Below are 13257 nucleotides of genomic sequence, written 5' to 3' on the forward strand. Positions count from 1 at the left end.
TCAGTAAAAATTAGCTATCTTCCAACACTCTCACATCGACCGTACTGGTATTGAAATTGTAGAGATCGCCATCTAATTCAATCTGAGTACCTACCTTTACCTTGCTGTTGCCGAACACAGGCCCCGTAGCGGTAATCTGGGCGTCGTCCTCCAGGGTAATTAGCATATCGATGGTGTAATCCAGCTCGGGCCGAGGATCGGGGAAGGCCATGACGGTGCCATCGGGTTGGGGCACCGCCGTGCTCCGGGGCAGGCGACGCACTTCTTTCACCTTGACGCTGCCGTAGGGTTGGTTGCGGATGATGATGTTGGTAGTGTCTGAGTTCTGGATGGTCTCAAACAGGCGATCCGGATCGGAGGAGGTTAGCCCTCGCACCATCACATCAACTTCAACTGGCCTGGTCACCGCCCTGACCTGGGCGACCGACCCCGACGTGCCAGGGTAGAGAAAAATGCCAAACAACACCATCAAAATAATCAATCCGGCAGCCACATCTAAGATGCTGACTTTACCAAATAGTCGTCCTTTAGAGTCAATTAGCGTCATAGCCGTGCTTGCCCTTGGGCCTAGGTGAGTGAAGGGACAACGAGCGGTACTCGATTCCTACGGTGATGATTATAGGTCGATATCATTGAACCATAGGCTGGCACTTGTGGAGCATGGGTGCGTCTTTAAATGTGAGCTGGGCAACCTGTAGTGATGGTAGCCAGATTGATTAGTGGCCACTGGCCGTTGCCGTTCGGTTAATCACACTTCAAGGTGTAAATAACCCCCTTGTGTAGATCCCCCTGCTCAGTGCCACAACCAGGGTTGCTGTGCTGCTGATGCTTTTTAGTTCACCTGGTTTCGCTCGACGCTTACGCACACGTTCAACGCACCATTATGTTTTCCTTCCTCACCTCCCACTCAAAATCCCTATGGCGGCGGGGGCTGTATGCGCTAATGGCCTTTGTAATGGCCATTGGTATTGGTTTGGCCACCCCAACCCCTTCCCACGCTAGCCTGTTTGATCTAATTTTTCAGGGCATTCGCTATGTCCAATTGGCCAACCTGTCCGACCGGGATGAGGTTAATCTCGGCACCCAAATTGACCGTCAACTGAAGGCCCGACAAGGGGTGCGGGTTTATAATCGCAATGCCGACATTAATGCTTACGTGAATGAGATTGGGCAACGGCTGGCCGCCAGCAGCGATCGCCCCCAGATTCCCTATACGTTTCAAGTGGTTGACAACAACAGTGTAAATGCCTTTGCCACCATGGGAGGCTTTGTTTACATTCAAACCGGGTTGATTAGAGCCGCCCGCAATGAGGCCGAATTGGCGGGGGTGATGGCCCATGAAATTGGTCACATTACCGGCCGCCATGCCCTGCAGCAAATGCGCCAGGCGGCACTGGCCAGTGGCATTGCCGGTGCCCTGCGGGTCAATCAGGACACCCTGGTGAATTTGGGGGTACAGCTGGCTTTACAGTTGCCCAACAGTCGTGAAGCTGAGCATGATGCCGATCGTCGTGGCTTCCATAATATGGGTCGGGCCGGGTATGATACCACCGGGTTTATTACCTTCATGCAGCAGCTGGAGCGTCGTGGCGGCAGCCCACCGGAGTTTTTGAGCACCCACCCCAACCCCGGCAATCGGGTGAATAATCTCCAGAGCATGCACAATGCTGGGGAGTACGACAATGCTGGTTACGGCACCGATGAGGCGGCCTACCAAGCTCGCATTCGTGGGCTATAGGGTTTGTTGGCGACACGCCCGTAGCCCCCAAAAGGCTAAATTATCGTCCTGAATCAGGTGGGTTGATAGGGGGCTCTTTTGCTGGGCCAGGTAAGTGGCGATCGCGGCCCCATCTCCCCCGGTCAAAACCACCTGGCCACCAGGATAGTGCTGCTGCCAGTCAGCGATAAAGTCACGAACACCAGCCAACAGGGTATAGATCACGCCACTGGCCATGGCGTCAGGAGTCGCCAGCGCCCAGCGATGGGGGAGCTGCTCTGGGTCCACCAACACCTTGGGTAGTTGGTCAGTAAAGGTGTTGAGTGTCTTGAGTTGCAGGCCTAGCCCAGGGGCGATCGCACCTCCCACCAAACCGCCCTGGTCGGCGGCAGTGTAGGTGAGGGCCGTACCGCAGTCAATCACCAAACTGGGCCAACCATAGGTTTTCCCTGCCCCCAGCACGGCTAAGGCTCGATCAATACCCAGGGTTGGGTAAAGCCCGGACAGGGGCACTTGCCCCAAATCAACCCGATGCAGATGAGGATAGAACACCAGTTGATCTAGCACAGAGGGCACCACAGCAGCGGCCCAGAGGGGTAGGGGCGATCGCCCCTCCAGCCCCCCGGCTTGCATTATCGGCGAAGGTAGGCCCAGTTCCAGGCGTTCCCAACGGTGAGCAGCAAAGTTCGCAGAGGCCAGAGCCTGCATTTGCGCCGCTGATAAATGGTCCGTATGCCAGCCCCCCAGCCACTGATTGTCTGCAAACAACCCCCAATGTAGACGGCTATTGCCAACCACCAACGCTAGCCAAGGGGAGAGAGGTTTTGCCGCTGTAGTTTCTGGGTTCAAGGCGGTTTACGGTTCACGGGTTGCGGTTTAGAGGCTTGGGTTTTGGGTTTTGGGTTTTGGGTTTCGGGCACACGGTTCACGGGTTGCAGTCTACGGTTAGCACCGTTCGAGGAGTGCCCGGAGGGCGGGGTGGTCCCCTCCTGGGAGGGGTGCCCGGAGGGCGGGGTGGGTCTCATCGAACTTGAGTTGACCCACCCCTACCTACTTCGACAGGCTCAGCACAGGCCTCCCAAGGAGGGGATTTCGGAGATTAATGACGCCAAATCTCTGCACCTATCACCTAACCCCTGTCACCCTCAGCTATCCTGGTCATATTTCCGCCAGCCGATACTCGATTTAAACAACTGAAGAGTGACCATCTTGGCCACTCTCCGTTAAGACTTTTGCAGTTGTCGGAATCAAACCAAACTTGGTTATTCCGTAGCTTTAGTTCAATCAATAATCAAGCGAGACCAATAAACGAAAGGTATTCATGATCTTGACGACAGTTGCCCCCGCCACCCTATGTCTTAACCGACATTCAGGAATAGGTTGGATAACCGAAATCGGTTAAATAACCCCATGAGTTGGGTGCATAAACAGGGCAATTAAGTTATGTGTCAGGTACAATCACCAGCCTGATGAAACCGCGAATCTGAGCTAGGCTTGTATGTTTATTCAGTTGTCTTTCGATGTATCTAACCTACCATAGCTGACCCGAGCTGGGAATAGGTTTTACCGTTTGTTACCCTGATTTACAGAGGTTATGATTGGTAACAATATTTCGGCCAGAGGAAAATTGACTTGGTACGCCCTCAAACTCGCATCCTGAGTGGCAGCGTATTCCTTAAGGCAGGCAGCTGCGACCGTAATAGCATTCACCAAGCCGGGCTTGAGCTTAACCCCTGACTCCTGTCCCCTAGATGATGAGCACTACCCACCATCGGCAGACAGCTTTCCAGAAGGTCACTTAACTGCATTGAGTCAACTTACCAACATAATTTAATGCAGACTTTTGTTTTAAGTGGATATTTTGCATATGCTTCTTGACTGTATTCGGAGCAATAAATAACTCAGACGCAATTTGCTTGTAAGTGTAGTTTGCTCGTTGTAGCAACCAAATCTCCGTTTCACGCTCGGTCAAGCCAAACTCTTTCGCCTCTTCTAAGGCAATGCCCCTAACCAATTGATATTGGTCCCTCATCTCGAAAATAATACAAGATTGCCCCAGAGATTCCAATTTCATATAACGTGCTGTAACACTGAAAGTAGCAGCGCTACTAATACAGATTTTGGTTTTCGTGATCCAATGTTGTCCAGGAAATTTACGTCTTATATCAGAAATATAATTGCACAAATAGGAAATTTCTTTTGGTATAGCATCCGACGATTGCCGTTCTTGATTAATTTGGCGCAATATACGGCACGCACAGTCGTTTGCATACAGTGTCTGCTTCCCTTCAGTGACAATCAAGATGCCACTAGTCAGTTTTGTGAGCGCTTCTTCCACTACTGGATCACGAATGTCAATTTGATCCTGGTTTGTTGAATCAAATTCATCTGAGATCTGTTTTTGATCTTTAAGAAGATTTTCTACTGGCACCCGAATGAATAACATGTTCTTACATCCCTGGCCTTAAAAGAAGACCAATTAAATGGCTTCACATAGTCCAACTCTCACGTCACACCAAAGAAGAAGTCCGGCAGCATAACCCTCTATATGCTCAATCGAACTACACATAAAAAGAAACTAGACCTCAACTTCAGACAAGATCAGAAAACTGTCTGTCAGCAATCAAAAAATAGATAACATCAAGTAGACCTTGCTCTGCCATATTGTTTCACGAGCAACATGAAACCCACAGCGACTCCAACTGAGTAACGGAGCGAAGCTACGTCGAGATATCTCAGTCGTTAGCAAATTTTAAGGCTCCTCCCTTTAGTCGGAATGACATCACCTAATTACGTTCCTCTACTTCAGGAGATGAGAAGATCAGAACATTTGATCTTTCACATAATCTCCTTCCTTTATCAGGAATAGCACTTTTCCTAGAACAGGTTTGGCTTTTTTAACCGATATTTACGCATTTTCCGTGCCCCCCAGTAATTTCAGTTGAGTTAGCCGCAGCGATATAAGCACTAGAGTGGGTCAAGGTGTCCCGGCGTGGTGCCTCAGTCGGCACAGGCATCGTCGGTCTAACGAGTGCCAGGTCTCCTGACTGTCCTCAGGTAGGGTAGCTTCAGGCCAGTGACGGGATCAGCCTTGCCTATATCTAGGGTATCAAGTCTACTCAGGGCTGTATTACTCCCGAGATGAGTAATCGAAACCAGCAATGGAGCAGTCGTCATCGGTGAAATCAAGCATTTTCGGCCTGTTGCAACAGTTCGCAACACAATATCTGTGATTTTACGGATCAAGCAGTTCTGGATTTAGAAGCAAAACCAAGACAGTAAGAGCGATTCTATGGTTCCTAAATTGAAATACCCCTAGGGTGAGTACATCAACTCCCAAAATAACTGCGATTATCGAAGTGTGGTTAAGCAAAGGTCATCCACCAGGTTTCCTTTACATCAACCACATGAATTTCAAACAAATTGTTTCACCAAATTAAGAGGATACTTATCATGGCTGGTCAACCTACAAAAACTCGGCATACTCGAAATATTTTGTGGTTTGATTTAACGGAGCTATCAGTTTTCGATCAAGTTCCGACTCCACCCCTAGCAGAATTCCAAGACCCACTATCTATCGTCCCTGTAACCTCTGATTTTGTAGTTCAAGTTAAGTTTGAGATGGGTGGATTTGTGGCCTCCCACTATGCTAACGGGCGTCATAATTACACCGTTAAAGTATTCGCCGAATCAATAGGACCAGGGCCTGAGAAGGAGATCGGTGAATTGCACGCTAGTCTGGTTGCTAACCAGCTTCAGTATACTAATAACGTTCGAGTTACCGCTGGTACGTTAACTGAACTTGGCGTCTATAAGTTGGTTGCTACTGTCACCTTTGATGTACCCCCCCCCAGTGGTCCTGCAATGATCGGGTTCTCCGACAGCCCCATTATGATTCAAATCAAGAACCCACTTCATTGAGTTTCTGAGATCCCCTAAGCTAACTGCAATAACCAGCAATATTCAGTGATGCTCAGGGGCGCTCTCTCCGATTCCGCGGTTTTATAGTCGTTTACATGGTGACTCGCTTTAGAGTAAGGTTCTTGACCTTTCCATGCTGGGGACACCATGTAAATGACCACCATAGAAGTTGAATCCTCGTAAAGGCCATAAGTCTTGAACTGTCGTAGGGTGAGCACTGCCCACCAGCTTTAACTCAGTATCATTTCATCCTATAAAAAAGTAAGTTTCTTCACTGCGCACTCTGCGGATATCAAGTCACAGAATGACAACTTCTCCCGCGCTAAAGGCTTTGCAGAATACACTATTAAATTCAGATACTCAACAGCTTAGTTAGCGCAATTCATGACCATTACTTAATAGACTTAAGCATAGTACCTCCATTGCATTGAAGTTATTTTGCGGAAAATCCTTTTTATACAAAGAGAACTCATCATCAAGGATATTAACCATGGAACCTATTGACGAATCTAAACAAGCAGGTCAACTATTACCAAATACAGATCAAGACCCAGACTCTACTGATAGTGTACCGGCCCAAGCTGCTGCATCACCAGTCGACGAAGGTGAATACCAGACCACTACCGCCGAGGCTGAATCCAGATCCAGTCCTCCAAGGAGCTCTACTGTCACTGATACCCCTGGCAAGAGCCAATCCGTTGCTTCTTTCACATTAGAATTTCTCGTAAAAGAAACAAATGACGGCTATATTCAGCAAGTCGTGGCCGAGCATTTAGAAGATAGACAGCAAAAAGTCACCGCATCATTCCATGATGACGATATCTACACCTGGATACTGGACAAAGTAGCTGAATCTCTTAATAAATTTTCCCCTCAGATGGTGATTCAGGAAAATGCGATCGCGCTTGAAATTATCGAGATAAACTTTTTGCAACCCTCTATTTCGTCTGTAGCCACCCTATCGAAAGCTCAGATCACTGATAAAGCCGCCGTACTGCTGACGGAGATTCTCAATAGCCGCTATCCTGTCGTGGTTGAAGTCACCTTCCAGCTGGTTGGCTTAGGAATTACGGCACTAACCCGAGAGAAGCCAGCTTACCAAATCCAGGGTAAGTTCCATAACCGAGCTGATGGTACTCATATACCGATAGAAAGTTCTCCTGCTGGTAATCTTGCCACTGGCCAACGCACCTATAAAGCGCGCTCGCCAGAAACTACGCTATCCTCAGGGACGTACCGATTTGACCTGGCTGTTGCCATACCACAATTACCTCTACCACCAGCCACATCAGAGGTTTCTGTCACCCTTTTGCCCTTATAGCCGAAGCTCATAGGACAGTTCCCACTGGTGCGAGGTATGTGCAGTAAAACTGTCCTCTCAGGAGAACCTAATGAGCACCAATGACTTTGACTGGGAAAGCTTTCTTAAACAATGGAGCAAAGCCATTTTAGACTCCATGGATCAAGAAGAACGACACCTGTTACCCCAGGAGGTATTAGCATCAGGATGGCTTGGCTATCCAGGGGCAACGGACGAGGAATTGACCAGGGTTGAGCGGCGGATTGGGATGCCTCTGCCCCCCTCTTACCGGTCTTTTCTAACCGTATCGAATGGTTGGCGACAAACTGCGAAAGCAAGCGATACCTCCAACCATAAATTCTGGTCTACGGAGGACATTGATCGGTTTTCAAATCGTCACGCTTCCTGGATTAGGGAGTTTTCTGAACGTCAGGATATCAGCACGGCTAACTTAGATGATGACTTCTCAGACATTGATGACCAATGGGAACCTATCGAAATTTCTAATGAAGAATACTTGATTTATGATGATAGTCAAGACCCCAGCAAAATCAAAACCAAACACCTAAATACGGCGATTGAAATTAGTGATGTGGGTATCGACTCCATCTATTTACTGAACCCTCAAGTGGTGACGCCAGAAGGGGAATGGGAAGCGTGGTTCTTCGCAGACTATTTACCAGGAGCCGATCGTTATCCTTCCTTCCGAGCAATGATGGAGGCTGAATATAAAACTTTTTTAGAGTTCCAAGGGGCAAGTGCAGATACTGGCCAACAACCAGTCGCCGAGGATATCCCTGAAGAAACTGAGTTAGCGACAGTTGGGTCTAAGACAGCAGATATAGCTCTAGATTTGACGGCGATCGCTGATCAGGAGCAAGCTGAAAAGTTGTGCAGTCAGGGATTGCAGGCAGACTCGATTAGTTCGATGGATTGGCAGTCCTTAAGAACAATCATGGTGGATGTTCAGGCTAGAACCCTCAATCAACAGGTCGATTATAGAATTCTGGCCCAAAGTGATAAAGATGATCAGCCTGAAATCTGGTCGGGCTTAACCAGGGAAAGGCTACAATTCTGGGTTATGCAACAGCTTGAAGATGCGCAGAGCAGCCCAATCATTGCACCTGCAGTATCAGTCAGGGTTACCACTCATCTTGATCGTTTTACATCTACGTTGCCAGATCAGCCTAAACTCATCCCAGAACAGCCAGATACTTTCAGTGATAGCCCAACCGCTGAAACCAAGCCAGAGGCCTTACAAGTTGAACTAGTCATCGAAGTCGATCAACTCATCATCCATCAACCAGAAAATACCGTAAACAAAATTGTTTTTTCTTCTACGGGTAATCACAAGGCAAAGTCTAATGACCTGGGATTTCTATCCAGCCATAGGCCATTTTCAGTCGAGCTTTGTTTTCATGTGGCGGGGCATCAGGCTAACAGTTCGAAGCTTGATCAGGTCATTTATAAGGTTCAAGTTTTTGCTCAAAATCGAATTAACCATCAGTGGATAATTCTAGGGGAAACTCAAGATAAATCTCTGATTAGTGGTCAATCTGACTATCAAACAAGATTCTTTAACAAGAATCTGACAGCAGGTCTATATCGCCTACAGGTGATCACCAGTCTAACTGGAGCCACAGCAGCACTTTCGTCTTTTGAGATCCCACTCATTAATGTGACTTAACAGCCAGAGATTCATTGCGCTGAACAGTATTTTGTTAAAACAAAAATTCAATCACTTAAAAACCATGAGTTATATAAAGTCAGATATCGTGTATTGTGGGCATAGCAGACATGGGAAATTTTCTTTACTGGATCGCTGAGAATCCTGTTGGAGTATATATTTTAATTGTTGCTATCTTATTGATATCAACACTCTTATCAGAGAGACAACCATATCTAGCAACCTGCTTAAGTCGTGTCTGGAGTAAGGTTAAGCATCTACTGCTACAAGGCTTTGGATTATGGTTAGTCCTATTTACTTTCACTATTTTTGTAATCTTACTCATTCATGAGATAGATTTAATTGGAGCAGAGATTTTTGACTCTACATCATCAGGCCTTGAATATTTAGACTATTTGAATAGCATAATACGTTCCCTAGGAATTATATTTTCGATTGGCCTTATTTCTTTTGCCTTATATTGGCTTTTTAATAACAAGGTAGGAATTGTGATCTTGCCTTTTGACGTGATTTATGGCCCATCAGAGCATCAGAGTTTAGTCCCAAATCATCAAGAGAAAAAATATACTGTTAATCAGGGCTCATTTTTAGCCAATCTTCTTATAGAAGAAATTCATAGAATTAAAAGCATACATATGATGCCCAGAGAGTTCAAAGATGATAGTTCTGATGAAATAAACTTAAGATTGGAATTTAGAAATTTTCCTCCCTTGACTTCTTTAGAACATGATCTTGGCGAAGCATTAGCTGACTTAGGCACAATAGAGTTTGGCAATGCCAAGCTTTCGCTGGGCTCATTCTTACTTAGCATAAAAAGAGCATGGCCATTTGGTGGTGTCAACGGCATTATTTCAGGAAGCGTTCGCACTAACCCAAGAACTCAAGAAATAGTCGCCCGTATAGACTATGGGAATAAAATCAGCGCCTGGAAAGCGACACAAGAAAACTGTCAGGGAACAGTGTTTATTTCAGAAGATATGATTCGCGAGCTAGCCTACAAGATAGTCTTTGACCTGATCCCCAAAAAAAAGCTTCCTGCTAGAACATGGAAAGCTTTGAGGGAAATTACAGAGGCTATAGCCTGTTTTGAGCAGTACTTCAGAACCAATATAGATAGTGCACTTGACCAGGCCTATAACCATCTAGAGCAAGCCTTAAAAAAAGATGTGAGGTTAGAAACTTGTCACGATATCCATTCGGAGACATTAGCTGACTTCTTCTATAGAATTGGCTTATCATATCTTTTGAGGAATAAGCATGAAGAAGCAGGCAGGGCCATAAAACAAGCGCTTAAACTAGATCAGAATTCAAACAATTTATGTTTTTATTACAATGCCCTCGGCAATGTTTATTTGGCTCAGGAAAAAACTGAGAAATCAGAACTACATTATCGACGATCTATTGACGAATATGAAAAAAGTAAGCAAACCAAATCCAGAAATGAAGTCGATAACTGGTTCAAAGTTCTGATAAAATATTTAACTTTTCACTATTATGATCTCACATACAAGTTATTTTCCTTACTTTATCAACTCAGACTACGCAACTCACCGCCAGCGAGCCTAAAATACAAGGCAAAGATTTTCGCTTATCCATACAATGGGATTGGAAATATTTGTTGGCGTCAAAAAGGAGACTTTAGTGATGCATCTCAAAGTTACAATAAAGCAATTGAAATAGATCGACACTTTTGGAAAAGTTATCACAACCTAGGAGTTATTTATCTATATCAAAATACATTTCATTTTTGTGAAAAAGATTTTAGAAAAGCCCATTACATGTTTGAAAAGGGCCTATATTATTGTAGCAAACCATCATCCGCTTGTCACAGTGGAATAAGTCTGGCAAATCTATTTCTCATAGTTTCATTTGAGCAAAAATTGCTTGCTAATCACGTAACATTTAAGTTTCACATAGCTTATCTCATCACTGAAGAATCAGTATTTCTTAGTCAGTCTTTGGTTGCCAAGAAAATTTTACAATTTCTTGATAGACTTTATACTTTTGACAATATCTTAACTGAGAGAGAAACAGATCAGGAACAGCGAAGCGAGATTATTAGCCATTGCGAATACCAGATGCTTAGAGCCATAGATTTAAGCCCTAAAGAGAATTATCTGAATTGGAATTTAGGACTAATATATGCCTGGCAATCTAGATTTGATATGGCTTATCAGCAATGGGAAATTGCTGCAAACAAGGCCCAGGCTGACAACAAGCATTTTTGTTCAATGGTGTATAGATGTGCGAAATACTCACTTAAATCAAGACATTTTGATGGATTAAAGAATTACCACTCCAGTATAAAAGGCCACTACTCTGGCGTTAACGTTGGCAATTTAAAGAACACAATCAAAGATTTAGAGGTGATTAGATTATCAGTCTTTAAGGCGATAATTGCTGGTCGAACCAGGCCTAATCGACTACAGGATATTACTGAAACGTACATAAGGATTTCTTTATTGCAGAGGAGCCTACTAAACTTATTAAAAAAAATAGAAATCAAAAAACTGGTATAACTGCAAATAATGCGTTAGCTTCTGGTTGACTGACTCAAGTTTGAAAAGCCTTAGCATCCCTTAGTTTGATGGCGTCGAAATAGAGCAAATAAGCACCTAATTACCAGATAAAATTGAGTGATTTTTGTTCTAACCCACCTCCAAGTCCAGTTCTGGAGTGCTGTCTATGGGAGAACTCCAGATCCCGAGCTGGACTTAATCAGTATTTTCTTATAATAATTAGGTGAAGATGAGTTACTTATGTTTTCAAATTCTAGTAAGACTTCTGCAAGCAGTGCTGAAACTACCAAGGCAGAGAAAAAGCCTCAGTTAGCCTTAAGATGGTTATCATTATTTTTCTCCGCTTTCTCTTTTGCCGTAGTATTGCATTCACTTTTCTCACCTGATGCAAAAGAAACCTTGAGCAGTCAAGCTATTTACTGGTTTTCAATTTCGTTCATCGCTGCAATCATACCCTGGGCGAAAGAGTTTGAACTTGGCTCTCTGAAGATTACACTTCAGGAGTTCAAGGATGAACTAAAAAGTATAAAAAAGGAAATCAAGGAAATTTCTGAAAGTCGATACGCAAACCTGGTGTATCTGCTTGATAGTCAAGGCAACTTAGCAATCATTCAGCGTCCTCAGTATGACAATAGATGGATCCCCTGTGGTACTCGTCTAGAGCCAAATGAGTTCCCCCATGAAGCCGTGGAAAGAATCATTTCCGAAGAATTAGGACTTGCCAGAAGATCCTATGATTTCTGGCCAGAATTCTCAGAAGTCACCTATGAGGAAACCAGGATGGTTCCTAAACCTTATCAGGTTCAAATTGAGTCAAGTGAGCATTTGAGAGGGAAAGGAGGTGAAGCTATATCGCAGCATTATGATTTCGTATATGTATGTACAACTTTTGATGAAATGCCAAGTCTTAGGGAAAAGTATGTTGTCCAGTGGATTTCCTTCAGGAAATTTAAGCGAGAAATTGCATTGGCTCAAAAAAGGGGAGAAAGTTTCACTTTCCATGATGTAGAAATAACATATGAAAGGATTTTAAGGGACATGGGTAAGCTCGACTTACTGTGAGTAGCCTCGATTATGAAAAGTTTCAGGAACTGCGTTTAGTCTGCCTGAAAACCTTTTCGTTTCAATCAACTTCTAAAGTTTTGTCAGTTAGCCCGAGAGATCTTCCCCTGAGATCATCAGCTTACTGTGTGGACTGCAGCGGTTGTCAACCAGCACAAAAAAGAGTTCAACGTTGCTGGTTTCGACTCCGCTCAACTAGCGACAAGGTCTGAGCGGAGTCGAAGGCCGGATCAAGGATCAGTCAGTAATTATGTCCATGTACTTATGCGTGTAAGCCGGGACAACTGTAGGGCTTGGAATTTAGGAGTTAGAAGCTAGGAGTGGCGCTGTGAGAAGCTTCTAGCTCCTGGCTTCTAGATTCCTTGACAGGAAATGTTTCGCCTTACGATGATACCTGTTTGGGTAGTCTACTTACACGAGAAGCGATAAGATACCTAGCATTGATTGAGGCATTAACGACTTGATCGAAGGGTTAAGCTGCATAAGCCTACCAGCTCCCCTAACTGTGTAGTTCTCTCACCTGCCTTGCCTTATGGATATCGATCCGACCGTCTATCCGTCTCGAGTTTTTGCTCGGCTTTTGGCCCATACCCAACTCACAGCAGATATCACTGGTTGTCCTATAACTATCTCGGTGCAACGGTTGGGAGAAGTAGCCTATGACCAGAACGTGATTCCTGGCGGAGAACCTCAACTGCCATCCACCTCCTCTAGCCATCCAACCCTCGGGCTAAGATTTAGCCTATCTGCTAGTCTTCACAGCGCTCCATCCAGCAACAACGCCTCACCCATTCATCCCCTCAATGACGCTATTGTTGATAGCTCCAGTCAAGCAAGAGACAGCCAGGGGATAGATCAGGCTTTGTTTGAGGATGTTGCTAAAACAGTTTTTAGTCCTAACCGCTATCCTGACCTGTATCGGTCTTGCGGTACTCGCGCAGCCGCGGCTGAATTAGAGGTTAAAGTAGCGACTGAGATTGTAGCCACCTACAAGCAGATTATGGACAACCGAGATTGCTCAACGGTACAAGGGCTAAACGACTTGCTTTAG

The 13257-nt window shown here is 45.2% G+C and carries 10 protein-coding genes; 7 read left to right on the top strand and 3 right to left on the bottom strand.

Annotated features, from left to right (window positions below):
* Positions 1-10: 10 nt before the first annotated feature.
* Positions 11-547 carry a DUF4330 domain-containing protein gene (locus E1H13_RS10600; RefSeq protein ID WP_169613386.1) on the bottom strand — a complete coding sequence of 179 codons (537 nt, stop codon included), beginning with the start codon at positions 545-547 and terminating at the stop codon, positions 11-13.
* Between the two features lie 336 nt (positions 548-883).
* Here E1H13_RS10600 and E1H13_RS10605 point away from each other — a divergent pair, with 336 nt between their 5' ends.
* On the top strand, positions 884-1738 hold the full coding sequence (locus tag E1H13_RS10605) for a M48 family metallopeptidase (protein ID WP_169613387.1): 855 nt from the start codon (positions 884-886) through the stop codon (positions 1736-1738).
* On the opposite strand, the gene E1H13_RS10610 is transcribed toward E1H13_RS10605, so the two are convergent.
* Both E1H13_RS10610 and E1H13_RS10615 read right to left on the bottom strand, forming a co-directional pair.
* Complete coding sequence (locus E1H13_RS10610) at positions 1733-2566, bottom strand: pantothenate kinase (protein WP_169613388.1); 834 nt, start codon at positions 2564-2566, stop codon at positions 1733-1735. The two genes, E1H13_RS10605 and E1H13_RS10610, sit on opposite strands and share 6 nt — an antisense overlap.
* A gap of 949 nt (positions 2567-3515) precedes the next feature.
* Entirely contained in the window at positions 3516-4163 is a 648-nt protein-coding gene (locus E1H13_RS10615) for a helix-turn-helix transcriptional regulator (RefSeq protein ID WP_169613389.1), read from the bottom strand.
* A 1007-nt stretch (positions 4164-5170) separates the two neighbouring features.
* Here E1H13_RS10615 and E1H13_RS10620 point away from each other — a divergent pair.
* From E1H13_RS10620 to E1H13_RS10645, 6 genes are all read left to right on the top strand, one after another.
* Positions 5171-5638 carry a hypothetical protein gene (locus E1H13_RS10620; protein WP_169613390.1) on the top strand — a complete coding sequence of 156 codons (468 nt, stop codon included), beginning with the start codon at positions 5171-5173 and terminating at the stop codon, positions 5636-5638.
* 490 nt (positions 5639-6128) lie between these two features.
* Positions 6129-6959 carry a hypothetical protein gene (locus E1H13_RS10625; protein ID WP_169613391.1) on the top strand — a complete coding sequence of 277 codons (831 nt, stop codon included), beginning with the start codon at positions 6129-6131 and terminating at the stop codon, positions 6957-6959.
* A 70-nt stretch (positions 6960-7029) separates the two neighbouring features.
* Positions 7030-8625: an SMI1/KNR4 family protein gene (locus tag E1H13_RS10630; RefSeq protein WP_169613392.1), complete on the top strand. Its 1596-nt coding sequence runs from the start codon at positions 7030-7032 to the stop codon at positions 8623-8625.
* Positions 8626-8735: 110 nt separating this feature from the next.
* A complete protein-coding gene (locus tag E1H13_RS10635) occupies positions 8736-11144 on the top strand; it encodes a hypothetical protein (RefSeq protein ID WP_169613393.1) in 2409 nt (802 codons plus the stop codon).
* Positions 11145-11384: 240 nt separating this feature from the next.
* A complete protein-coding gene (locus E1H13_RS10640; protein WP_169613394.1) occupies positions 11385-12206 on the top strand; it encodes an NUDIX domain-containing protein in 822 nt (273 codons plus the stop codon).
* A 532-nt stretch (positions 12207-12738) separates the two neighbouring features.
* Positions 12739-13257: a hypothetical protein gene (locus tag E1H13_RS10645; protein ID WP_169613395.1), complete on the top strand. Its 519-nt coding sequence runs from the start codon at positions 12739-12741 to the stop codon at positions 13255-13257.

It is taken from the genome of Nodosilinea sp. P-1105 (genome assembly GCF_012911975.1).
Classification (GTDB): Bacteria; Cyanobacteriota; Cyanobacteriia; order Phormidesmidales; family Phormidesmidaceae; genus Nodosilinea.

Bases quoted from the DNA above. Each gene is read 5' to 3' on its own strand.
- E1H13_RS10615 (WP_169613389.1), bottom strand. From the start codon at position 4,163: ATGTTATTCATTCGGGTGCCAGTAGAAAATCTTCTTAAAGATCAAAAA.
- E1H13_RS10625 (WP_169613391.1), top strand. From the start codon at position 6,129: ATGGAACCTATTGACGAATCTAAACAAGCAGGTCAACTATTACCAAAT.
- E1H13_RS10640 (WP_169613394.1), top strand. From the start codon at position 11,385: ATGTTTTCAAATTCTAGTAAGACTTCTGCAAGCAGTGCTGAAACTACC.
- E1H13_RS10605 (WP_169613387.1), top strand. From the start codon at position 884: ATGTTTTCCTTCCTCACCTCCCACTCAAAATCCCTATGGCGGCGGGGG.
- E1H13_RS10630 (WP_169613392.1), top strand. From the start codon at position 7,030: ATGAGCACCAATGACTTTGACTGGGAAAGCTTTCTTAAACAATGGAGC.
- E1H13_RS10635 (WP_169613393.1), top strand. From the start codon at position 8,736: ATGGGAAATTTTCTTTACTGGATCGCTGAGAATCCTGTTGGAGTATAT.
- E1H13_RS10645 (WP_169613395.1), top strand. From the start codon at position 12,739: ATGGATATCGATCCGACCGTCTATCCGTCTCGAGTTTTTGCTCGGCTT.
- E1H13_RS10600 (WP_169613386.1), bottom strand. From the start codon at position 547: ATGACGCTAATTGACTCTAAAGGACGACTATTTGGTAAAGTCAGCATC.
- E1H13_RS10620 (WP_169613390.1), top strand. From the start codon at position 5,171: ATGGCTGGTCAACCTACAAAAACTCGGCATACTCGAAATATTTTGTGG.